Here is a 23,843-nt window from a genome sequence, read left to right on the forward strand (position 1 = left end):
GCCGAGAAGCTGAAGAATCGCAGCGGAGATGACGTGCGCGTGGGCCGGTTCGCCGGCTTCGATTTGTTTTTGCGTTCCGGTTTCATCGGCGACCCGGATTTGGTGGTGCGCGGCAAAAACAGTTACGCCGCCAAAGTCACCGATACCGCGCTCGGCACGATTCGTTCACTGGAATCAACCGTGCAAGGATTTGAGGAGCGCGGCGTGAAGCTCGAAGGCACGATTGCCGACGCGCAGAAGCGAGCCAAGGAACTCGAAGGCAAGGTCGGTGCCGCGTTTGATCGCGAGGAGCGTTATCAAGAACTTACGCGCCGGCAAAACGAGATCACCGAGAAGCTTGACCTCACGAAGAACCAAGCGTCGAGTCAGGTCGAAGCAGCCTTGCCCGAGGAAACCGCTCAAATAGCAACCGAAAATCACGCCATCAAGGACACCGCTCGGCCCACGCGGCGGTTGTCCATCCGCGTTTGATTCCCTCCGGTCAAAGGTTGTTCCCGTCCGCCAAAACCCAAATCTCGAAGGGCAGCGTTTTGAGTCGAAAATGGCCTGCTGCGGCCTCGCAAAAAACGATTCGCCCCAAGAAGTCGCTGATTTGGCAATAACAGCGGATAGGGGTAATCGGAAGGAGTAGTACAACTGAAATTTGCTACACTAGCGCTACACTAATTCGCAAGTTGTTGATTATCAGTGGAGCGGGTGAAGGGAATCGAACCCTCGTATAGATTCCAGGTAAGGCCTCAGTGCAATTCCTTAATAAATAGTCACATACAGACATCGTTGACACCGCTGGACGTTAGCAATACGTTAGCAGGCATGGCCAGTATCCATCGCAGACCGGGTTCCCAGTATTACCACGCCGCTTGGAGAGACTCCTCAGGAAGGTTGAGGATGCAGAGCACCAAGCTAACCGACCGAAGCGCTGCAACGGCCTTCGCCCTGGAGATTGAAAGGACCGAGAAGCTGGCTGGGGCCGGTTCCCTGGTTGAAGCCCAAGCGACGGCCATCTTGAAGGGTATCCTAGAGAGGGCCGGGGGCGGAGAAACGCTTAGAACCCGCATTACGAGCGAATGGCTGCGCTCCTGGATTGAAGGCAAGGAGGCGACCAAGTCCACTGCGACCGGCGTTCGTTACAAGCAGATCGTGGAGGAGTTCATCGAGCACCTTGGACACCGAGCCAAGAAGCCGCTCTCAGCAGTCACCACCAGAGAGATTCAAGCATTCCTCACGAAGCGAACGGATTCGGGATGCTCTCCCACCACCGTTCAGCTGGACGGCAAGATTCTGAGAACCGCGTTTAACCGGGCACGGCGAGAAGGATTGATCACCACGAACCCAGCAGAGGCGGTGGAGCTGCCGGAAAGGGATTCAGTGGAGCGCGGAACCTTCACCCCTGCCGAGGTAAAGATCCTAATTAATGCGGCCAAGGGGGAATGGAAAACGATGATCTACTTGGCCTACTTCACCGGGGCGAGGCTCGGAGACTGCTGCCGGATGGAGTGGGAATCGGTTGATCTGGCCAAGGGACTTCTCACCTACAAGCAAACCAAGACGGGCAAGACGGTTCTCCTGCCGATCCATCCTCAGCTGCTGACCCACCTGGAGACCTTGGCCGTCTCAGACAAGGCAGAGAAGTTCGTCATGCCTGGAATGGCTAATAAGGGCCCAGGAGGACGCCATGGCTTGTCTGAAGGCTTCAAGCGCATCATGGAGAAGGCAGGTGTAGACTTTCAGCAAGTAGACGGTAGCGGCAAGCGCAAGATCTGCCGAAGAACATTTCACGCCCTTCGCCACAGCTTCACCTCTGTCCTAGCCAATGCTGACGTTGCTCCTGAATTGCGGATGAAGCTTACCGGACATTCATCCCAGTCGGCACATAAGACCTACTCCCACCATGACCTTGAGACGCTGCGCCGGGCCGTGGACAAGATGCCTCGGATTAGCTGACAAATGCTATGGAAGACAGGCTACCAGACAGACCCACAGTGCAGGAGTTAGCGCTCCTCGCCGCCACGTTGAAGGCCTCTAAAACTGCAAACGAAATAGAGGATATAGCTTCTGAGGCTTTGACGCTGTGGAGGAAGTGTCGGAAATGCCTGGAGGAAGACATGTGGGAGCAGGAAGTCCGCGAAATGGAGGAGGAGGACGCACGACGCGACGCGGTTTTCCTCCCGCGTCAGGACTGTCCCCCCATAAAGCGTGACCACTTTCTGAAACGGGTCCTTCCTCAGTGCCAAGGACGGACCGCCGAACTGGCTAGAATCGCAAAAGCCTATGTTCGTTGGGATCTAACCAGAAGACTGGGAGAAACTCCAACCGAGATCGAAATCAGCGAGGGCTATGCGAAATGGCCTGACATGAATAGTTTTCAGGAAGCAAACGAGCAGGCCCTGTTTTTTAAATACTGGCATAGAGGCGTTTTCTTGAAGGCGAGTAAGCGAAGGGCCAGGCCCACGCCCAAAACTTCGCCTCAAAAAAAACTCACCAAAAAAACATTTGGAAGTTAAATCTAGCTGCCGATTCTGCGTAATGCCTACAGCGGCATGTAGAATGAATTTCCCTTAGATGTTAGATGCCGGAGGGTCGCTGTGTTTTGCTGAGAGGAGTATGTAGTTTGCGGTCTTAGCTCTTCGAAAAGCCAGATTATCCACATGCTATCCATGTGTCGTGAAGTCATTGGACTTCGCTGAACAAACACATGACAAAAGCACAAAAGACCAACTGGCAGTCGGTAGTTGAGAGCAACGATCAAACCGAATGCGAACACATCACAACCTCAATTCTTGCGCGGAAGATTCCGGAACCTCCCAAGCGAGTCTCCCTATCGCCATCTGCAAGTGAACTTCAACGGGAGCGAGATAAAGGAATTCCCATTTGGATCCGCGCACCCAAGAGCGGACCGGAACACTACTCGGGCTTTACACGGTCAAAGCTGTACGAGTTAGCGACCCATGGGCGAATTCGTTCAGTAAGCATTAGGGAACCGGGAAGGATGAAGGGAGTAAGACTCTTTCACTTGGACAGCATCCTGCGATACGTGGAGGGTTGTGAAATGACGGTTAACTAATGCCTTTTTGATGCATATGAGCACCATCTCAACACAAAGAAAGGCCCCGACCGCTGTTAAGCAAGCCGGGGGTGATACGGGTGATGTCCTACCCTATTGCCAGACTTACCAACTTGCAAGCAAACCCCGCCTAGACGATAGAATTCTCGGATTGAAGATCGGGGGTGATAGATGACACCTCAGGAACGAGCTTCCCGTTACCTAGCAGCAACACCTCCTGCCATCAGCGGGAGCGGTGGCCACAATCAAACCTACAGCGTTGCCATCTCTTTAGTGCAGGGCTTCGGACTCACTATCACGGAATCCCTCCCGATCCTTCAGCAATGGAATTCCAAGTGTCTTCCTCCCTGGAGCGAAGCCGATCTGATTCACAAGCTTCGCGATGCTGAATCCAAGCAAGTGGGCAAACCTCGGGGCTGGCTCCTGGAGAATTCTGCTTCCAAGGTTACCCTGCCCGCCAGACCAACCAGCCCAGTGGCCAACCAGCCATTGCCCAGAGAGAAAAAGCCATCCAAGGAAGGATGGACTATCGGAACCGATGAACAGTTAGGAAGACTCTCGAAAGCTAGACCTTACTCGTTAGAAGGCCTTCAACTGGCAACTACCCGGGGGCTTCTCCTCTTTGGCTCCTACGGGGGCTACGAGTCCTACGCCGTGACCGACAAGAGCGATTACGTCTTAGAGGCGAGAAGAGTAGATCAAAAGCCTTACCCTGCAACGTTCCACCTGGAAGAGAGAAAGAGCCATGGAATTGCTGGAACATGGAAGCAATGGCCGGTCGGGATTCTTGAAGCTGCGAAACATGATACAGTCGTCTTAGTGGAGGGCATCCCTGACTTTCTAGAAGCGCACTATTTGGCTCAGTGGGAACAAGCCGAGCATTTCTCCAACACTTCCATGCGTTGCGCTATCGTCGCTATGCTAAGCGCTTGCCCTTATATCACAGAAGAAGCCTTGCCATACTTCCGAGGAAAGAGGATTCGGCTGTTCCCTCATGCAGATAAAGAAGGGGTCAATGGAGCCGCTAAATGGGTGAAGCAACTTAGGGCTGCGGGAGCGGCCAAGGTCGATCTCTTCGACTTTGGGGCTTATACCAAGCGGGACGATTCCCCTGTGAAAGATCTCTATGACTTTCGAGACCTACACCCCCGCCACTATAAAGCTGACTCGGAGCTGTGGAGGATCCTGCCATGATCAAGGAAGAGACATCCCAACTGGCAATTGTCCAAAGCGGAATCGCTAGTTTGGCACAAGGCCTTCCCAGCCTTGACCACAACCCGTCCACTGCAAGAGAAGTGGAGGAACTAACGCGGATGATGGGCCAGAGTGCTATGAATCCAACCTCGCTCGCTCAACTGGAAATCCCCAAGCGTGAACCAATCATTGGCGAGTGGTTCCGAGAGGGAGACCTAGGATTTGTTTTTGCGCCGCGTGGCTTAGGCAAAACCTGGCTCAGCATGTTAATGGCTCGGAAGTGTGCGGATGGCCACGGTTCATGCGGGCTCTGGACAGTACACAGGACCAAAAAAGTCCTCTACGTTGACGGTGAGATGCCGCTCGATTCGATGTTGGAGAGAGATAGGTTAATTGCTTCCCTGCCCTCGGAGAATCTCACATTCCTCCAGCACGAAGCCTTCTTTCACCAGCATGGAAGGGTTCTTAATCTCAGCGACCCAACGACTCAGCAGGCGCTTCTCGCGCATTGTCAGGCCAACGGTGTTGAGATCCTGATCCTGGACAATCTCAGCTGTCTGTTCTCCGGCGTTAAGGAGAATGATGCTGATGCTTGGGAGCTTGTCCTCCCTTGGCTGCTAACGCTGCGACGGAACCGGATTGCGGTGGTGATTGTCGCCCACGCCGGAAGAAACGGTCAAATGCGTGGAACCTCCCGCCGGGAGGATGCTGCTTTTTGGGTCATCCAGCTTAGCGAGGTGGCGGATGCAGCATCCCCTAAGACCGGGGCTCGTTTCGTCTCCAAGTTCATCAAGAATCGGAACGGGACCGAGGAAGCATGCCCAAGCTACCAGTGGGAGTTTACGACAAAGCCAACATTGGACGAGGTGGAAGTCCGGTGTGCCATCGTCTCCCCGCTAGACCAACTTGTGGGATGGGTTAGAGACGGGTTAAGCAGCGCAAGCGACATAGCGGTGGAGATGGGAGTCAGTAAGGGACAGGTTAGCAAATTGGCCAAGCAAGCGATCGAGCGAGGATTAATCCGGAAGGAGGCCCGCGAGTACCTCCCCTGCCCTTGAATACGCTTCGCCTCGTTTCTTGTTTCCCTCCCTAGGCGTGGAAACGGGAAACGAATGGAAACGAAACTGGAAACGAAACCGTTTCCAGGGTTTCAAAACCTCCAATCGTTGGTCTTTTTCAATACTCCTGGAAACGAGCGTAAAAAAGGCTTTGGAAACGAAAGGCAGATTCCGAGGCTTCCTCGTTTCCAGAGGTGCAATCGTAAGAGATTCCCGGAGGTGAGGCTGTGAGGCGTTTTGACCGCCACCTCAACCCAAAGTAGCCCAGGTAGGACATGACGCGTCCTAGGCCTTACCACGGAGCAAATTAAAGGGGTTTAGCAGGCAGTGCCAAACCAGGTGAGGGGAAACCTTCTATTCCTGCAACTTCCGCGCGCTTTGGGTGTAGCACTTTACCTCCTAGACGGGTTAATACCCCAACTGCTTAGCAGCCCAAACCATTAACTTCATGTCCTTGTTTAGCCCATACGTTCCGGGAACCTTCGCCAATGCCTCTTTCTGCCTACGCGCTCTAGCCGGGGCACCCTGCTTCCTCCACCTTCTCAGTTGAGGCGGTTGAGGTGGCCAGCCATGGAGCTTGGCTTTCTCCCTCTTGAGCGCCCAGCTTTGCCACAAGTCGGGATGCTGAGCTTTCAAGCCGAGGTATTCTGTCCAAGAGATTTTACAAGCCGCTGCAACAATGCCCTCCTTGTTGCGATTGATCGGCTCTTCCAAGGGTGTTTGCCTATAAAGCTTCCAACATAACAACCGAACTCTTCGCATTCCGGAAGTGCGCCATTTCTGTTTGAGAGCCGGATTATTCTCCTCCGAGGTTAACGCTTCGGAAACATCCATAAGTCTGAGAGGCTTCACAAATACAGGGAACAATGTGGCTAGAATAAAAAGATGCAGAATGTCAGGCCGTTTCCGAGGATCTGGCGTACAGGCTAACTAGCGTTGTGGGTCAAAGAGGCGGCGCAGCCAACTTGCGAAGACATCGACTTCAGGCACATCCGTATTTAGAAACCTGGCCCTGATCGCCGTCCCAAATGGTCTACCCGGCTCCTCCTGCCAAGCTAGCCAGGTATGGATTAATGCTTTCGGTCTATCCAGATCACTGAACCGAACCTCCTCGTTAGGGATGCCAACCAGGCAGGACTTCGCGTAATCCCACAAACGCGCGGACGGAACCATGAAACGCAGGAAATCTTCGAGAATCCCTTTGGAAGAATTGTCGGGCATCAGCCATACCCCTACGCGAGGGAGATAGGATCGTTGAGGGGGTAGCAAAATTGTTCCACTCAAATCAGGTTCGTTCGGCACCATATCGAATCCCGCCCCTTCCAGCCTAGCTTTCAACGCCGCCCAACTTGCAGCCGTACTGGTATCGCAATCGATGATCACGCCTAGGGAATCAATGTCGCTTCCCTTTAGAAAAACTGGCAGGACATTCAGCAATCTCTCAATTCCTTGTTGCTCCTTGATGGCGGGAGTCGTGATGCCTTTTCGCACACAAATGGCGTCGAGAACATTGACTTCATCCTTGCCCTCGACGAGCAGCACATGTTTGCTTTGCATTCTCATCGCACCTCCACGCTTTCACGGGTGACGATGGCAAGTTCGTCCTCACGGAAAATCGTCGGGACAATGATGTCATCATACCTCGCAAGCCGGATGAGCGAACCTTCCTCGGGATCAGCTGCTGCAGCTTCCTGAAAAGTCCTCACGGCGTCCCAGCTGTGGGTAGTAGCGAACACCTGGATATTGAGAGCCGTGGACAAGCGAAAAATCGCCTTCCAGACGTCGAGCTGCACAGTATGGTGCATACCATTCTCGAACTCATCAATGAGAAGCAGACCACCTTTAGCATTCACCAATGAAAGCGCGATACTAAATAGCCTATTGAGCCCGTCTCCGTAGGATCGAAGCGGGATCGGACGCGGGAAACGGGAGGACTTAACAATAGCGGTTCTATGCGTCCTATTACCTTCGACGCCCACCATCGATACCGCCATTATATCCGGCGAAATCAGCTGGAGAGCATCTACGATGTCGTTCTCAAGGTCCGACAGAGCAATCTTGTCCCAGAGGTGACCAACGTTTGAAGTGCGTTCGTTTCCATACGAACTGACAAAAGCGCAAGGAAGACCTACTTCCTCAGGTACCTCCAAGCGCCAAATCCGATTTCGAAGGTAAGACCGTTTCAAAAGATCGACCGGAATCACCCGACGTGCCCGGCCGGTCCGCTCCGTAACTAGGGCGGCAATCAAACCATCCGGAGGCATCAGGCCTTCGGATGGGAAAAGCTCAGGCTGTTGAGGAACGAATTTCTTGCTTCCGTCCTCCTGACGTTCCTCCGTAAAAAATTTAACCGAAAGCGAAAGCCCCAACGCGCGGTCATTTCCTGGGGCTTCCAAAACGATGGGCTCACGGATATCTGCTACCTGGGGAAATCCCGTGAAAAGACTTCCTATCTGTAGGAGTCCTTCTGATTCTGCACCTCTGGTTGAGTCTTCAGACTCGCTGTAGTCCTCTTCTCGATTCCTGGCGATCGCGTTAAGCATAGAAGGAGCGGCATCCGAGGCCATGATGCGTAGCGCTTCTAGGAGAGACGATTTCCCAGTGTTATTCCGTCCCGTTATCAGGTTGACCCTCGCCAGGTTCTCAAGTTCGAGCCGTTTCAAGGAGCGGAAATTCTCGATTCTTAGAGACGAGATGATCAATTTCATATTCTTCTTACGATGCCTTATTTAGCCGAAGCTCGCGGGAGCCTACCAAAAGCGCTCCGGAGACAAAGCAAACACATGCAGGGAGCCTTCGGCAACATCTTTGGCGGAACTTATATCAATAGCCTGGTGCTTTTAACAGTTTACTCGCACATTTTCGGATATTCACTCATGAACGCCTACCCAGACAGTTGAAAGCTTGGGCGGTTCCACCACACTTCCGAGTTGCTAGATTGCTCTGACATCGGCTTTCTTTGCTGCAGGAGTCCGTATGAAAACCCCCAAGAAATCGTTCGCTATATATGTTCTATCGAAGGAGTTGAGAGATGCGTTTAAGCGATTGAAACACCCCAGGACGGAGGAGGACCAAAAGCTTGTAGAGGCGTGCGCCCAGGTTCGAAAACATCTGAACCGCTTGTGGTCGGATCGGCAACAAAAGGTTGAGCAGTGGGACAACAAACGGCGGTGAACGTCCCCGCTTATTCACTCAACCAGATCCATCTCAAGGTTCTCTACTGGCTCGGATTCTATAGAACAGAAAGCTTCCCTCGGCTTCAAGGGATCGCGAAATGCGTCCGCCATCGCCAAGAATCTGTCCTAGAAGGACGTTCCAGACCTTTGTGTCATTGGATCCTTCAATCGCGTAGAAGATCAAAGGCTCCGAGGTAAACTCGATGGTGATGGATTTCTTAACATCAAGGACCGGAGCCTTCGGTGGAGCTGGCTGGTCTGGGAGAGTTGGTGTCTCAGGGTCTGGGGCTGTTAGAAATGGTGTAAACGTGACATAGCCCGGACTGTTGAACGTGTCATTCCGATCGATAATCCGATCTTCTATGACCTGGCTATTGGTAGTGGTCCAGTAATTCAGGGAAATATCGAAGGTGCCAGAACGGATCACAGTCATGTTGCCTACCAAAAACGAATTGTATCTAATCAGCGAGGTAGCGGGGGGCCAATTAAACATTACTGTCTCTGGTGGAGCACCTGGTGGAAAAGTAAACAAGTTATTCACCAGAGTGGTGTTGCCGATGTCCCAGTTGACTTGCCCGAGGAAGCGGTTACGCATGAGGATATTGGTTTTCCCCCGGGTGCTAAAAGCGGTAGCTTGGAAGGTGCAGTCATACGCCTCGAAGCGCGCTGCATCCCTCCCACTTTGGATCCATCCGTTGGTCATGATCAGATACCGGACGAGAATCTGGTTACCCGATCGATAGGCATCGATTCCGCCTCCGATAAACACAACCGGCTTATGCTCGGTTCCCACGATCACCACCTTGCTATTCTCGTAAGGCACAAGAAACTGGCTTGATGAGTTCACAACGACTCCGGCCTCAATGATTAGAGTATCGTTCGGAGGAATCTCGAAAGTCTTGGCAAGGTTAATCGGCGACTGAGCAGCGGTCCATCGGATCTCGGCTGCATTGCAGCTAGCGGCGCAGAGGAAAGTAATGAGGGCTAGGGTCGCTTTCATGGTTGAGGTAAACTTGATTTCTGCAACCGAATCCTAAAGAACTGAGCAACTTCACCCGATTTCAATCCATTGGTGGTCGCCACCCAGCTTGAAAGGTCAGTGCTAACTTCCATCGTCACGTTCATGGCATTCTCTGGTCCTGGAAGTACAATGGAAGTCTTCTGCGGATTGTCGGGGCCGGGAATGATCTTGTAGGTAAATAGAGTATCCGCCCCAATAAAGTGAAGCCTGCCGGGTCCGGAAACCGTCCCGTAAGGGCCCAATGCGAATGTCGAAAGTCCTTCTCCAAACCGATCCAAGCCCCCGGTCCAGCGCCATACCTGGTAGAATCGTCCTTCCCGCTCCAAAGTAACCTCGATGATAGGTGGCTGTAGTCCCTGCGAGGCTTCTTTCGGGAGGCCCGCTTGGGATGCCTGAACCATCATGAAGGTTTGGCCGGCTAGAAGTTCTATTGTGTTCGTGGTACTGCCAACACGGTCTGGGCTAGAAACTCCTTTCGAGGTGACAGTGCTGAAGTATTGCTCCTCCGCCTGCAAGATGGGAAGGAGGCCGACCAACAAACCAGAAACCACGAGGGCAATCAGGTAATACGCTCTCCAAGGTTTAAGCCTCATAGGTGATGCGAGTTTGGATAGTTTTTTTGGTTTGAAAAACCCGTCGACCGAATCTCAGCCTCCATGCTCGCGTGCCCCCCCGCCCCTACGTCCTTGAACATCCTGGAACCTCATTGAAATCTAGGGATTTGTTAGCAGCCCACGTTAGCATGATTTTCACAAATCCTTGATAATCAACTTGGAGCGGGTGAAGGGAATCGAACCCTCGTCTCAAGCTTGGGAAGCTCACATTCTACCATTGAACCACACCCGCTTCCTGAAGACGCGTTGGTGTTAACAAGTTCGGCCGCACTTGGCAACTGAATGTTTCCCCGTTTTCGGATGCCGTCCTGCCCTCAGGGACCGTGGAAAAATCAATCCGGGTTTTGCTGGAGGAATTCTAACATTCTGGCGAGGCACGAGAGAGGAGCATACCCACAGCGGTCTGTGACGAGCGAGTAACGAAGCCAGAATCTGAGAAGGACCCAGCCCCGCGGGGCGGGGCGGTGCCAGGCCAACTGCGTCGTTGCTCGTCAGTTACAGCCCCACTGCGGGGGGATGCGCCATTCTCGCGCCTAGCATCTGGCCTGGCAGCGCTCGCGCCAAAACCCGAATTTATTTTTGCACGGTCCCTTACTCGCCCCCGGGATGCGGTGCATTTTTAACCCGGTCTTCACAGCCAACACCTTTTCACCCGCGATCTACCGGTCCAAGGACACCTTGAGTCCAATGACAATGCAAAGGTCACAATGATCATCGGAACGTCACTTGTCCAAAAAACAACGCACTTGTTAGAGAGGGTGGAGCCGAACAGACCGTCGGCTGACCCAATAAAATAACAACCTCTCCAACCAACTAAACCAAGTGTTCGTCGACAAGGATGCATCATGAACAGCTACTCACCAGAATTGAATCGTGACCGTTTTCTACGCCGCCACGCTTCGCTCGGAAGCTTAAGAGCCGCGACCGTCGCTCTTTCACTCTACACGCAGCTCCACCTCGCCGTGGACCTTTCCTCGGCCCAACAGATCACCGGTTTCGCCAAACTACCGGGAGCCACGTTCGCCGCAGGACCCACTTCAGGTCAGTTCATCGTCGGTACCAACGGGGTGGCCACTCCCTTCGTCGGCCAACAGCCGGTGCAAGGCTTCTCCGGCATCCTGGATGACGGGAACGGCGGCTACCTGGTCCTCACTGACAATGGCTTCGGTGCGAAAGCCAATTCGGCCGACAGCCTGCTCCGTTTCCACAATGTCACCGTGGATTTCAAGACGGCCAGCGGTGGATCGGGCACGGTCGTTTACAAAGGAAACGTGACCCTCAGCGACCCTGACCGCAAAATCAACTTCCCCATCGTCGCCGATCAGGCGTTCTATCCGAACGGCGCCACCAACGTGCCCGTCGATGCCACCATCACCGCCGGACGATTGCTCACCGGAGCTGACTTCGATCTCGAATCGTTCCGGAGGGCTGCGGATGGCACATTCTGGTTCGGAGAAGAGTTTGGCCCTTTTCTCCTGCACACGGACGCCCAAGGTAAGGTCCTCGAAGCCCCGATTCCTCTACCAGGCATCCAATCCCCCAGCAACCCGCTCCTGGGCGGCCAAACAGCCAATCTCCCCAACAGCCGAGGCTTCGAAGGAATGGCCATCAGCGCGGACGGCTTGAAACTGTACCCCATCCTCGAAGGTCCCCTGACGACCGACCCAGACCAGCGAAAGCTGATCATCTTCGAGTTCGACACGGTGACCAAAAGCTACACCGACCGCCGACTGTTCTACAAAATGGACAGCGCACGTGCCCGGGGAAATCATATCGGTGACTTCTCCCCGGTCGGACAAAACAAGTTTGTGCTGACAGAAACCGATCTCGCCGATGCCCCCAGCGGGGTTAAGAGGCTCTTCCTGCTGGACCTCAACCGTGTTGACTCCTCAGGGTTCGTCGCGAAGACGCTTCTGGTGGATCTGCTCCGCATCCCGGACCCCAATCACCTGGCAAGTCCGGTGAACGAGTATCCGATGCCTTTCTCCACGATCGAAAGCCTGATCCTCACCGCCGCTGATGAATTGTTGATCCTGAATGACAACAACTATCCGTTTAGCGCCGGCCGGATCCCCGGAGTGGCGGACAATGAGGAGTTCATTCGTATCAAATTCCCTCAACCGCTCGAAAACATCCCGGTCCCGGGCCTCTTCCCTACCCTCACAGGCCAAGATCCCTTGGTTATCGGACACCGCGGCGCTGCGGGCTATCGGCCGGATCACACGCTTGCCGGATACCTCTTGGCCATTGAGATGGGGGCCGACTACATCGAACCTGATCTCGTCTCGACCAAGGACGGGGTGCTCATCGCCCGTCACGAGCCGATGTTGGGCGGAACCACGGATGTGGGCTCGCATGCGGAATTCGCGGATCGCAAGTCCACCAAGATGGTGGACGGCGTCGCGGTCACCGATTGGTTTGCCAGTGATTTCACGCTGGCGGAAATCAAGACCCTCCGTGCCATTCAGCCCCTGGGACGCCGGGATCAGAGCTTCAATGGTCTCTACGAAGTGCCCACCTTCACGGAAGTCATCGAACTCGCCAAAGCGCAGGGCGCCTTGAAAGCGCGGACAATCGGTATCTATCCGGAAACCAAGCACCCCACTTTTCACGACAGCCTCGGGCTTTCGCTGGAGGAGCCTCTGCTGGCAGCTCTGACGGCCGCCGGCTGGAACACCTCGAACGCACCGGTGTACATCCAATCGTTTGAGGTCTCGAATCTCCGTCAACTGAACCAAATGACCGAGGTCCGACTGGTTCAGCTGATCGATGCCGACGACGTCAATGCGGATGGGTCGCTCTCGCTGGTGGCGCCGTACGCCCAGCCTTACGACTTCGTGATCAGTGGCGATCCGCGCACCTTCGCGGATCTGCTGACACCAGCGGGACTGGACTTTGTCCGCACCTACGCCGATGGCGTCGGACCCTGGAAACCCTACCTGCTCAAAACGAGGATCTACGATCCGAATGGCGACGGCATGGCTGAAGATCGCAACGGTGACGGCACCGTGGATATCAAGGACCGAGAGATCGTGGGCGACACCGGTGTGATCGCGGCCGCCCACCGAGCCGGCCTGGTAGTTCATGCGTTCACGTTCCGGGATGACGCCAGCCTCTATGGCTTTCGGGATCCGATCTCCGAGTATCAAGCCTTCTTCCGCCTCGGCGTGGATGGGCTCTTTAGTGACTACACAGATACAGGGGTAGCGTCGCGGGCCCGGCTTCATCAAGTGGGCAACGTCTTAGCCATCGAACCCTTGGGTCACAGCCCCAAGGGATTGCGCGCCCGTGTCTTCACGGAGGGCGGGAAGCCGGTACTGATTGAGTCGAGCACGACTCTGGCGCCGACGGCTAGCTGGAGCTCGGTTATGGAAGTAGCTCCGACCATGCCTGTGTGGGAACTGGATCTACCACTGAGCGGGGGCTCGGCTGGCTACTATCGGTTGCGGGTGCCTTGAGTGCGTCCTAAGAGGCCCCGATTAGACAAATCATTCACTCGCCCCGGGTGCGGCAGCGCTCACCGGGGCGAGTGCTTTTAGATGGATCGCGGACGAATCGCACGCTGAGCGGTTAGGGTCGGCACCGCCGAGGGGATCCCAGCTACGCTGGGGGGACCAAAGCGGCAGAGGGCTCTCATCTTTACCTCCAAAAATGCGGACTAGACAAGTCGGGCAACACCGTCGTTTCTCACTTTGTCGGCAAGGCCCGAACCCGCAGGGTTCAAAGAGATGTAGCCGGGGGTGCTCGCACCCCCGGAACTGTTAAAAGTACGGAGCATCGCGCAGCGATGCCACCGGCTTCTGAGACCTGCGTTACCACTCCTCAAAGAACCTAATCAGTTCGTCAGTCCGTTCGCCGACGGGTGGCACGCCTTTCAGGGTGCTGTTGAATAGGGGCCGACAGACCGGGGGTGTCGCTGCTCTCCACACCGCGGTTAATCTCTTTGAACCCTGCGGGTTCTCGGCCGTGGATACAGGAACTCACCCGAAGAAGTGAGGATCTCCTGCAACCTGTTTAGTCCGCCTTTTTGGAGGTAATGCTTAGAGCGGGTTCGACGGAAAACAGAATTATAAACTCAATCGGATCGAACATCGATCAAGTCTCTCCCTACCCGCTGGGTTTGGCAGACGTTAACCTCCCTTGCTCTCGTGAACATCCAAGCCCAGAGTAAACCGCCATGAACACCAACGAAGCCGAAGTCCTGGTCTTCAACGGAGCAGGAAAGCCGTTTGAACTCAAACGGGTGCCTATTCCTACGCTGGGGCGAGGCGAGACACTGATCGAGCTGTCGCTCTCCACGATCTGCGGATCGGATTTGCACACGGTCGACGGCCGTCGCAACGAACCTACTCCTTCCGTCCTCGGCCATGAAGGGGTGGGCAGAGTGGTCGCGATCGGCGAGGGCGTCGAGGCAGCCTGGGTGGGCTGCAGGGTAACCTGGAGCTCGGCGGTCGGATGCGGCCGGTGCCGCACCTGTTGTGAATGGGATCTCCCTCAGAAGTGCGGCCAGGTTTTCAAATACGGCCACGCACGGTTCAAACCGGAGGATACACTGAACGGATGCTACGCCTCGCACCTGATTCTAAGAGCGGGAACCAAGATGGTTAGGCTACCAGAATGCGTGACAGACTCGATGGGCGCTCCCGCGAACTGCGCTTTAGCCACGATGATGGCCTCGACGGAGCCGCTCCGAGAGACACACGATTGCGCCCTGATCCAGGGCGCCGGCCTGCTCGGGATCTACGGGTGCGCAATTTTGCGCCGCGCCGGCTGGAAGCGCGTGTTGGTCAGCGAGCCGAACCCGGAGCGTCGCAAGCTGGTTGACGCCTTTGGCGGCGAGGCGTTCGATCCCGCCGACTCCGGTCAAATCTCTGCGGGTTCGGTCGACGCGGTGTTAGAAGTGAGCGGGAATCCTGCGGTGGTCCCCGAAGCAGTGCGAGTGCTGCGGGTTGGAGGACACTACGGCCTGGTGGGGATGGTGCATCCAGATTCAGCCCTCGGACTGACCGGGGAAACGATCATTCGCAAATGTCTCACCTTGCGAGGCACTCACAATTACGCCTCGCGTCATCTGGAGGCGGCCGTCGCCTTCCTGGAGGCAAGCGCTGAAGCCATGCCGTGGGATACTCTCGTATCGCCACCCCTGCCCCTCCATGACCTCTCTACCGCGTTCGAGCTAAGTGCCACGGGCCAATGGCCTCGGGTCGCGGTACGGCCGTAGCAGCCCGACAGGCGCTATAGAGCGCGGAGACATGTCTCCGCTTTTCCTGCGCGCGGCGGACTAGCTGCTAGTGTGCCTATTGTAAACGGCAGCGTTGGAGGGGTTGAGCTAGAGCGAAGGAACAGCGGTGTCGTGCCCTAAGCATTACCCACAAGTTCGGAGTGTTTCGGTCCCTATCCCAACGGGATTGCGCCTCAAAGCCCAGGGTTGGGAGGAACGAGCTACCCTGGGGAAACCGCTATAGAATTCACAACCCCATCGTGGGTTGCGGTTAGTTGGGGGTGTTAGCCGATCCAGTCGCAACCCGCGATGGGGTTGTCAGAAAACAACGACTAACCCAGGGTAGGCGCTCCTGCGTCGCGCCAACCCTGGGCTTTGAGGCAGAATCCCTTTGGGATTCTAACATTAGGTCGAGGAACTTGTGGGGAATGCTTAGGGCAGCAAGCGGGAAAACGTCACCCGAACGTTACCCCTCGCCTTCGACAGAACAGCTAGGATCGGCGGCATGGCAACTCGGAAAATCGTCGATGCTCAGGTGGGCCATGCCACGCCCCGCGAGTCGGGATGGTTAGCACACCCCGGAGCGCTGGCTGCGTGGAGCATGATCGCCGCCTTTGGGGCCTACGCGTCCATGTATGGGTTCCGCAAACCTTTCACAGCAGGGGGCTACTCCGGCAACGAATTTCCCGACGGTTTCAAAGTCTGGCTGATTGTGGCCCAGGTTCTCGGCTACACCGTCTCGAAATTTGTCGGGATTCGGGTGGTGGCAGAGATGAGACCGTCGGGGCGGGCAGCTACCCTGCTGGCGCTCATCGGCGCAGCGGAGCTCTCCTTGATACTCTTCGGGCTGATTCCAACACCCTGGAACTTGGCCTGCCTATTCTTAAATGGCCTGCCCCTTGGAATGGTTTTCGGATTGGTGCTCGGGTTCCTGGAGGGCCGTCGCATGACTGAGGCGCTGGTGGCAGGATTGTGCGCCAGCTTCATCGTCGCCGATGGCTTCGCGAAGTCGGTCGGCGCCACACTCCTGAAGGGTGGAGTGCCCGAGCGATGGATGCCCGCCGTGGCCGGCCTGATCTTTCTCGCCCCCCTGCTTGCGTTCGTCTGGATGTTGCAGCGTATTCCCGCTCCCACCCAGAAGGATCACGAAGCCCGCTCACCGCGCAGTCCCATGACTCGCGCGGACCGCCGTCGGTGGCTGAAACGGCACGGGGTCGGACTGGGGTTGATCACCGCCGGATATCTGCTGGTGACGGTGCTGCGGAGCTTGCGTGCGGATTTCGCTCCCGAACTCTGGGCGGGGCTGGGGGTGAAGGGTGCCCCCAGCCTATTTACCATCTCGGAACTCTGGGTGGCCCTCGGCGTGGTGTTGACCAATGGGCTAATTTTTCTCGTGCACGACAACCGCCGGTCCTTCTTTCTAGCCCTGGGGGTCGCCATCTTCGGACTCCTGCTGGGTGGGGTGGCATTGCTAGGGCAGTCCGCTGGATGGCTGGCCCCTTTGCCTTTTATGATCCTGATGGGGCTCGGCATGTATCTGCCCTATGTCGCGGTTCACACCACCGTGTTTGAGCGGCTCATCGCCATGACCCGAGACCAGGGTAACATCGGCTTCCTGATGTATCTCGCAGACGCGTTCGGATATCTGGGTTATGTGGGCGTCATGTTGGGTAAACTGGCATTTCAAACCGGAGGGAGCTTCCTTGAGTTCTTTCGTCCTACCGCCGCCATCACGCTAGGGCTCGCCGCCTTGGCCTTTCTGATCGCCTGGCGCGTCTTCGCCGTGCGGATACCCGGTCAGACTCATGGATCCCCGGTTGGACCGGGCTAAACGGGAAGCGACAAGCCCGACAGGCTCTCCGTCAACCAAGCCTCGTTACTCGGCTCCTACACTGGGGACAGTAGGCGGTTCAGATTGGAAGGGTGCCTGGAGTCTGTCGCTTTCCTGTGACCAAAAGGTCATTGGAAAGGGTCGAAAACCTTGCTATACAATACCACCAACTTGACGACGGTTCAGCAATCAACCCGAAATACCAAACCGCTATGCATCAGAAAACCACCATGGGACTCGCGATTATCGCGGGCGGCCTGGCGTTCGTCGGATCCGCGAACGCGACCGATCTCATCATCAACGGCAGCTTCGAGGAACCGAACAACGGGGAGTGGATCGGCAGCTTCGGCACTTACAAGTTCACCGATGTCTACTTCGCCGGCCCCGCCATTCCAGAAAGCTACGAGCCGGGCATCAACTACTCCTGGCGCCACCGCGAAGCGAACAACGACGTCCCGTTGACTCAACTCGTCGACCTGACCGCCGCCCTCTCCCCCACTGAAATCGATGCCGGCGACGGAAAATTCGCCCTGAGCGCCTGGCTGGCCTCCTACACTTCCAATCCTGAGGTTGCCAAGCTCAGCGTGGATTTCTTCTCCCCAGACAACACCGCCCTAGGCCACGCCGAGTTTTCCGGAGCCAGTAGCACCTATCTGGTCCGAAATGCCGATGGCTCTGGACCAGAGGGTTGGACCACCAAAAACTGGTCTCTCTACTTGCGCGAGGGACAGATTCCGGCTGGCGCACGCAGCGCTGTCGTCTCGATCACCCGTGATCCGGCTGCGGGACTGAGCGGCAACCCCGATACCTACGTCGATCTGGTGAAACTGGACGTGTTCGCCTCCGCCGCCCCGGTGCCGCCCACGGTGGAGAGCATCCAGCCAGCCGCCGGCAGCAAATCCGTTCCACCCACGGTGGTGCTGGATTTTACGATTCGCGATGGCACCACCCAGGTTAAGAGCGACAGCATTCAATTCCAGTTCGACGGTGCCACAACGGCACCCACGGTGACCAAGGAAGCGGATGTCACTCGCGTTAAATTCGACCCGCCCGGACTGCTTCCTGCGAACTCAACGCACACCGCACTGCTCACTTTCAGCGACAACGCCAACCCAGCCAACACCAAGACAGTGGAGCTTTCGTTTACCGTGTTACCCTATCTGAGCTTCGATCTGCCGACTCCCCTGGTGTTCGAGAACTTCGATGGCATCGGCGAAGGGGAATTGCCCGCCGGCTGGACGATCGGAAACTTCATCGCGCCTCCCAACGAGGACCTGGATCTGGGCGACTTGAATTCCAAGTCCTATGCCGACTGGGTGGTCGTCCAGAGTGACCGCTTCAAGGAATCGTTGCTCACCTACGACAACCACGCACCCAGCACCGATTACCGCCGCGTGCTTTCCCCGAACCCCCAGGTAGTGCTGAATGGTGAACTCGTCGAGAACTATGCCCAAGGGAACATTCTCTTCGGCGACTCGGGCTATCGGTCTGGCTCAGGGCAATACCTCTATACAGTCACGCCAGATTTCGACTTCTCCGGAAAGTCTTCCCTTTATCTGATCTTCAAGAGCCTGTGGGAGCAGAACCAGGACAGCATCGGCACGGTTGAGTACTCCATCGATGAGGGAGTCACCTGGATTCCCCTGCTCTACATGTTGGAGAATGCTGACGTGAAGCGGGATGCCTCTGGAGGGATCGATGCGCTGGAGACCTTCAGCGCGATCCAGGGCGATACCGCTCGCTTCACCGACCTGGATGGAAACGAAAAGGGGAACCGCTACGGAGACTTCTTGAGCATCCCCGAAGACCAGTGGGCCACCCTGGCCCCTTACATCAGCCCCCGAGTCAACGACGATCCAGCTGAATCCAAACGCCTGGAAATCCTGGCGCTGCCAAACGCTGCCAATCAGTCGAAAGTTCGCTTTCGGTTCGGTCATGCCGGAACCGACAGCTGGTATTTTGGCATAGACGACGTTGGGGTCTACAGTGTGACGTCTTGGCCGGCACCTCAACTCGAAGTGGTCGCCAGCGCCGCAACCACTTACGTGGGCAACCGGGAACGCCTGAGCGTGAATGTCAAAGGCGTCGGCCCGTTCACGTTTCAATGGAAGAAGAACGGGGTGGCTGTGGCGGGTGCAACGGCAGACAGCTTGATCTTGGCCGATATCCAAGCGACCGACGCGGGTAACTACACGGTCGAGGTGGGGTATACGGGTGGGACAGCCACCAGCGCCCCCTTGGCGTTATCCGTTTCCGCTGCGCCGACCAAGCTGCTCGGACAATGGGACTTCCAGGGCGATCTGAAGGCGAGCTACGGTCGCGACCTCGCGTATGCTTCGGCGGAGGTGGAGCCCTTGACCGTGTTCTCGACCACCGAGGCTCTGGGTATCCCGGGTATCGGGGAGCGCTCCGTGCAGGTCATGGGATTCAACCCCGTGGGCAAATTTGACGGTTATCGCCTCTACCCGGGACTGACCCGGCCTGCTTCGACCTCGGCCTCCGGCAAGTTGAACCAGTACACGCTCATTCTAGACGTGTTCTATCCTTCCGCGACTTCAGCTGCCTGGCGGTCGCTGCTGCAGTTAGATCCAACCAACGCCGACGATGGAGAATTCTTCATCAATCCCTCAGGGGGCATCGGCATCGACTCGGTTTACAACGGCGTGGTCAGCCTGGATGAGTGGCATCGGCTGGCCATCGCAGTCGACCTCGTGGGTCCGGGCGTCTTCCCGGGAGCCACCATTTTCATCGATGGCCAAAGGGTGGCTAAACGCAGCTTGAGTCAGGGAGCGGACGCCCGCTGGTCCTTCCCCGTCGGATCCGGAGCAGACGATGTCTTCGCCCTGCTATTTGCGGACGAGAGCGGGGATGTAGCTCCCGGCTATGTCAGCAGCGCTCAGCTCTACGAAGGACGATTGAGCGAGTCGCTTATCGCCTCCCTCGGTGGGGCCAGTGCCGACAAACTTCCGAGCCAAGTCATCCAGACTTCCTGGACGGGTGGAAAACTGACTTTAAGTTGGCCGGGAGCACAAACGCTCGAAAGCGCTCCTTCCCTGAACGGACCCTGGACAACCATCCAGGGCGCCGCCAGTCCCTATGAAGTTACCGCGCTCCCGGGGGCCGCTCATTACTTCCGCCTGAAGACGCAGTAAGCATGAGCAGGTGAAGGTAGCACCGATCGCGATCCCCCTCGCCGGGACGGACTACTGGCGAGGGGATCCCAGCTCCGCTGGGGGGGACCAAAGCGGCAGAGGGCTCTAAGCATTACCCACAAGTTCTTCGACCAAATGTTAGAATCCCAAAGGGATTCCGGCTCAAAGCCCAGGGTTGGCGCGACGCAGGAGCGCCTACCCTGGGTTAGTCGTTGTTTTCTCACAACCCCATCGCGGGTTGCGCTTGGGATCACCTGAAGCCCCACAGGGTTCGCAACCCACGATGGGGTTGTGGATTCTATGGCGTTTTCCAGGGTAGCTCGTTCCTCCCAACCCTGGGCTTTGAGCCGGAATCCCGTTGGGATAGGGAGGAAGCCCTCCGAACTTGTGGGTAATGCTCAGGGCACGACACCGCTGTTCCATCACGCCCCCTCGCCCCTCACACGCACGTAGTTTGCTGGGTTACCACCCCACAGCCATACCGGAGCGCGTAGGAAAAGCGGAGACGTGTCTCCGCGGTACATAGACTTACCTCGCCCGATGGGCCGACACGGCCCGCACTACCTATTCTTGCGATGATGAAGGTGTTTACGAGTGTCGATGGGAGACCCATTCAGAACGGCTGAGTAGAAATCGTAAGGGCAAATCTGCAGCTCTCGAGATCCCAATTCGTGGAGTGCGCTGGATCGGCCCCAGCCGCCGAAGCAGAGAACGCCTAGCCGGGTTCTCAGCAATCCAGACCGGCGACTCCGCAGAGCAGAGATCCACCCCATCCAAGGAGCGATCGATCCCCAAGGCCTGGCACAACTTCGCCGGACCACGAGTCAGGTCGATCACCCGACGAGTTGGACGGCGTTGTTGCATGAGCTCAAACCCGTGCGTCGCCTCGAGAGCCCGGATCAGCACCGCCTCCCCGCGTCCCTCCGGCCCACACACCGCGTTGAAACATTGGTGCATGCCATAAATGAAATAGACGTAAGCGCGGCCGGGAGCCCCAAACATCGACCGATTTCGAGCCGTGGGCCCCGCAAACGCATGGCAGGCGGGATCGTTGTGCAAGTAGGCCTCGGCCTCTACCACCACACCACCCATAACCCCCTCAGGGGTAACCCTTAGCAGGTAATGCCCCAGCAATCGCGGAGCGACCACGCGGGCGCTGGGAAGATAAAAATCCCGTCTGAATGGCAGGAGCTGGAGAGGCGGGAAGGAGTTCGCGTCAGACATCTCTAAAATAGTTTTGTAATACTGCGTTTCGCATTTCGTAGAACACGGCGAACCGGAGAAACCCAGCCGGTTTGCCGCCTGAAAGGCGCGTCAGGTTTAACAACGAGTGAACCGGATGTAACGTGGAACTTGCATCCGACACCTGACTCCGTGAGTGCGGAACGCTAACACGGGCGGCAAACCGGCTGGGTTCAACTCATTTTGGATCTTCCCATGAACCAATCCTCGTCCCCTCGTCTCCTAAACGCTGGACTGGAGGAGACGAGGTCACGAGTCCTTGTGGTGCGGTCTCCTCGCACGCAGTGCCTTCTAGCAGGCTGTCGCGGCGTTTCCTAAGAGATACATCAGCACCATCGGGATCCGCAGCCGGACTCGCGTCCGATAGACACAAGTCCGACAGGCTGCTAGGGCTTGAACAAGCTCGGCAGCCACAGGGTGAGCGGGGGGAAGTAGGTGATCACCAGCACCCCCACGATCAACACGAACAGCATCGGCAACACCGCTCGAGTCACCTCGGCCATGCTCTTTTGAAAGCGATAGGAAGCGAGGAACAGATTCATACCCACGGGCGGCGTGAGGAACCCGAGTTCCATGTTCGCCAGAAACAGGATGCCGAAGTGGAGGGGATCAATTCCAAACCTGGCGGCCAGCGGAGCCAACAAAGGCACCACCACCACGATGGCTGAGAAAATGTCCATCAGGCATCCCACGACCAGCAAAAAGAGGTTCACGGCCAGCAGAAAGACCCACTTGGAATGGATGCGCGTCGTCACCCACTCGACGAGCAGATCGGGCACCTGGGCGTCGATGAGCCAATGGGTAAAACCGAGAGCCACTCCCAGTATCAGCAGCACACCCCCGACCAGAAGCCCACACTCCGTCATGACTCGAGGCACGTCCCGAAACCAATGGAGATCGCGGTGAATCACCGCCTGAGTCAGAAACGCATAGAGCGTCGTGACCGCAGCCGCCTCCACCGGAGTAGCCCAACCGCTGAAAAGCGCGACGAGAGCAACCACTGGCACCAATATCTCCCACTTGGCCTCCCAAAGCGCCGCTCGACTTTCGTTCCAACTGAACGTGCGATCGCTGGATTTGTCCTTGGGACCTTGTCGGATCCCCCACCAAGCGGTCAACCCCACCAACAGCAAACCGGGGCCGATTCCGGCCAGGAAGATTTGTTGGAGAGTCAGGTCGGCCTGGGCGCTGGTGTTCGCCACGATCACGTACAAGATGAGCGGCAGGCAGGGAGGGAAGAGCAGCCCCAAAGATCCCGCGCTGGTGAGCAGCCCCAGCGACGCGCGCTCGGAGTAACGCGCCGCGACCAGCACCGGCATCAACAGCCCGCCGAGGGCCAAGATCGTCACACCCGACGCGCCCGTGAACGATGTGAAAAAGGCGCAGACCAGGGCGGTCACCAGCGCGGGCCCTCCGCGAAACCACCCGAACCATGACTGAAACACACGAACGAGCCGACGCGAAGCGCCTCCTTCTGCCAGGAAATAGCCAGCCAAAGTGAAGAGCGGAATGCTCGGCAATGTTGAATTCGTGACCAGTGAATAGTGCTTGAGGGGCACCACCGCCAGGGGCTCCTCGTGCCCCCAGAAAAGAATCAGGGCCGCGCCGCCCAAGGTCGTGAACACGGGCGCACCGAAGACCGTGGCGAATCCCAGCACCACCAGGGCCGGGACCATCAGCTTGGAAGGATCGATCCCCCCCCACCGACCCACCCCCGCAATCGCTAAAGCGATGGCCAAGGTGATCAGTCGCACTGCGGCAGTTTCACCCGAGTGCCAAACCAGTCTCAACGCCACCGCCCCAAACCCAATCGGCATGACCAATTGAATCCACCATTTCTGAACCCCATAGGCCAGCTCCTGCCCCAGTCCTTTCTGCGAAATCAGGAAGTCCACGCTGGCAGCACATAAAAAGATGCAAATGGCGGCGGCCCAGCCCTGACTCAGCACCGACGCCAGAATTTTCCATTGGCCCTTCAACCATTGGGAGATGGGCGAGAGCGACAGCAACCGCTGATCCCGGGCCGCCAGCGCCCCCCCAAACACCCCCACACACAGCGTCAAATGTTGAACGATCGCGCTGACATTGGAGATGCCCGTCTGCGCCACTTTGCGAAGCACAATCTCCAAAAGCGGCAGCAGCGTCATTGCTGCCAACGCAACCACCACGAGCGAGTTTTCCGCCTCGCGCAACCATCGCCAAGGACCGGTGATATTCCTCGGGTCCACTGTGGGGATTTCAGCGCTCATGACAAAGAGGACGAAACGACG

General features: G+C 56.8%; 15 protein-coding genes and 1 tRNA gene. 9 read left to right on the forward strand and 7 right to left on the reverse strand.

Annotated features, from left to right (window positions below; genetic code table 11):
• The 5 genes from JNN07_07965 to JNN07_07985 all read left to right on the forward strand — a co-directional run.
• Positions 1–471 (forward strand): hypothetical protein (locus JNN07_07965; GenBank protein MBL9167662.1); only part of this gene is annotated, 471 nt, incomplete at its 5' end.
• Between the two features lie 417 nt (positions 472–888).
• Complete coding sequence (locus JNN07_07970) at positions 889–1,944, forward strand: site-specific integrase (GenBank protein MBL9167663.1); 1,056 nt, start codon at positions 889–891, stop codon at positions 1,942–1,944.
• Positions 1,945–1,952: 8 nt separating this feature from the next.
• Complete coding sequence (locus tag JNN07_07975) at positions 1,953–2,504, forward strand: hypothetical protein (GenBank protein ID MBL9167664.1); 552 nt, start codon at positions 1,953–1,955, stop codon at positions 2,502–2,504.
• A gap of 731 nt (positions 2,505–3,235) precedes the next feature.
• Positions 3,236–4,258, forward strand: a complete 1,023-nt coding sequence (locus tag JNN07_07980; protein ID MBL9167665.1) for an SGNH/GDSL hydrolase family protein — start codon at positions 3,236–3,238, stop codon at positions 4,256–4,258.
• Positions 4,255–5,316, forward strand: a complete 1,062-nt coding sequence (locus JNN07_07985) for an AAA family ATPase (protein MBL9167666.1) — start codon at positions 4,255–4,257, stop codon at positions 5,314–5,316. The genes JNN07_07980 and JNN07_07985 overlap by 4 nt, the downstream gene beginning before the upstream one ends.
• Before the next feature lie 930 nt (positions 5,317–6,246).
• Here the strand turns inward: JNN07_07985 and JNN07_07990 are convergent.
• The 5 genes from JNN07_07990 to JNN07_08010 all read right to left on the reverse strand — a co-directional run bounded on the left by JNN07_07990 (position 6,247) and on the right by JNN07_08010 (position 10,359).
• Complete coding sequence (locus tag JNN07_07990) at positions 6,247–6,858, reverse strand: hypothetical protein (GenBank protein ID MBL9167667.1); 612 nt, start codon at positions 6,856–6,858, stop codon at positions 6,247–6,249.
• A 17-nt stretch (positions 6,859–6,875) separates the two neighbouring features.
• Positions 6,876–8,024 carry an AAA family ATPase gene (locus tag JNN07_07995; protein MBL9167668.1) on the reverse strand — a complete coding sequence of 383 codons (1,149 nt, stop codon included), beginning with the start codon at positions 8,022–8,024 and terminating at the stop codon, positions 6,876–6,878.
• Between the two features lie 499 nt (positions 8,025–8,523).
• Positions 8,524–9,492 (reverse strand): hypothetical protein, encoded by a 969-nt coding sequence (locus JNN07_08000; GenBank protein ID MBL9167669.1) that lies wholly within the window; start codon positions 9,490–9,492, stop codon positions 8,524–8,526.
• Positions 9,489–10,106 carry a hypothetical protein gene (locus JNN07_08005; protein ID MBL9167670.1) on the reverse strand — a complete coding sequence of 206 codons (618 nt, stop codon included), beginning with the start codon at positions 10,104–10,106 and terminating at the stop codon, positions 9,489–9,491. Before JNN07_08005 ends, JNN07_08000 begins: the two co-directional genes overlap by 4 nt.
• 179 nt (positions 10,107–10,285) lie before the next feature.
• Positions 10,286–10,359: transfer RNA gene (locus JNN07_08010), tRNA-Gly, on the reverse strand.
• A 613-nt stretch (positions 10,360–10,972) separates the two neighbouring features.
• Here JNN07_08010 and JNN07_08015 point away from each other — a divergent pair.
• The 4 genes from JNN07_08015 (at position 10,973) to JNN07_08030 (ending at position 20,331) form a co-directional block, all read left to right on the forward strand.
• The gene (locus JNN07_08015; protein MBL9167671.1) at positions 10,973–13,585 is read left to right on the forward strand and encodes an esterase-like activity of phytase family protein; all 2,613 of its coding nucleotides are present in this window, start codon (positions 10,973–10,975) and stop codon (positions 13,583–13,585) included.
• A gap of 719 nt (positions 13,586–14,304) precedes the next feature.
• Positions 14,305–15,348, forward strand: a complete 1,044-nt coding sequence (locus tag JNN07_08020) for a zinc-binding dehydrogenase (protein ID MBL9167672.1) — start codon at positions 14,305–14,307, stop codon at positions 15,346–15,348.
• A gap of 505 nt (positions 15,349–15,853) precedes the next feature.
• A complete protein-coding gene (locus JNN07_08025; GenBank protein ID MBL9167673.1) occupies positions 15,854–17,179 on the forward strand; it encodes a hypothetical protein in 1,326 nt (441 codons plus the stop codon).
• A gap of 212 nt (positions 17,180–17,391) precedes the next feature.
• Entirely contained in the window at positions 17,392–20,331 is a 2,940-nt protein-coding gene (locus JNN07_08030) for a hypothetical protein (protein MBL9167674.1), read from the forward strand.
• A 588-nt stretch (positions 20,332–20,919) separates the two neighbouring features.
• Here JNN07_08030 and JNN07_08035 read toward each other — a convergent pair.
• Both JNN07_08035 and JNN07_08040 read right to left on the reverse strand, forming a co-directional pair.
• Positions 20,920–21,555, reverse strand: coding sequence for a DNA-3-methyladenine glycosylase (locus JNN07_08035; GenBank protein ID MBL9167675.1), 636 nt, complete (start codon positions 21,553–21,555; stop codon positions 20,920–20,922).
• A 404-nt stretch (positions 21,556–21,959) separates the two neighbouring features.
• Positions 21,960–23,822, reverse strand: a complete 1,863-nt coding sequence (locus JNN07_08040; protein ID MBL9167676.1) for a TRAP transporter large permease subunit — start codon at positions 23,820–23,822, stop codon at positions 21,960–21,962.
• Between the last annotated feature and the right edge of the window lie 21 nt (positions 23,823–23,843).

It is taken from the genome of Verrucomicrobiales bacterium, from assembly GCA_016793885.1.
Lineage (GTDB): Bacteria > Verrucomicrobiota > Verrucomicrobiia > Limisphaerales > UBA11320 > UBA11320.

Bases quoted from the DNA above. Each gene is read 5' to 3' on its own strand.
- JNN07_07970 (MBL9167663.1), top strand. From the start codon at position 889: ATGCAGAGCACCAAGCTAACCGACCGAAGCGCTGCAACGGCCTTCGCC.
- JNN07_08020 (MBL9167672.1), top strand. From the start codon at position 14,305: ATGAACACCAACGAAGCCGAAGTCCTGGTCTTCAACGGAGCAGGAAAG.
- JNN07_07985 (MBL9167666.1), top strand. From the start codon at position 4,255: ATGATCAAGGAAGAGACATCCCAACTGGCAATTGTCCAAAGCGGAATC.
- JNN07_08005 (MBL9167670.1), bottom strand. From the start codon at position 10,106: ATGAGGCTTAAACCTTGGAGAGCGTATTACCTGATTGCCCTCGTGGTT.
- JNN07_08040 (MBL9167676.1), bottom strand. From the start codon at position 23,822: ATGAGCGCTGAAATCCCCACAGTGGACCCGAGGAATATCACCGGTCCT.
- JNN07_08025 (MBL9167673.1), top strand. From the start codon at position 15,854: ATGGCAACTCGGAAAATCGTCGATGCTCAGGTGGGCCATGCCACGCCC.
- JNN07_08000 (MBL9167669.1), bottom strand. From the start codon at position 9,492: ATGAAAGCGACCCTAGCCCTCATTACTTTCCTCTGCGCCGCTAGCTGC.
- JNN07_07995 (MBL9167668.1), bottom strand. From the start codon at position 8,024: ATGAAATTGATCATCTCGTCTCTAAGAATCGAGAATTTCCGCTCCTTG.
- JNN07_07975 (MBL9167664.1), top strand. From the start codon at position 1,953: ATGGAAGACAGGCTACCAGACAGACCCACAGTGCAGGAGTTAGCGCTC.
- JNN07_07980 (MBL9167665.1), top strand. From the start codon at position 3,236: ATGACACCTCAGGAACGAGCTTCCCGTTACCTAGCAGCAACACCTCCT.
- JNN07_08035 (MBL9167675.1), bottom strand. From the start codon at position 21,555: ATGTCTGACGCGAACTCCTTCCCGCCTCTCCAGCTCCTGCCATTCAGA.
- JNN07_08030 (MBL9167674.1), top strand. From the start codon at position 17,392: ATGCATCAGAAAACCACCATGGGACTCGCGATTATCGCGGGCGGCCTG.
- JNN07_08015 (MBL9167671.1), top strand. From the start codon at position 10,973: ATGAACAGCTACTCACCAGAATTGAATCGTGACCGTTTTCTACGCCGC.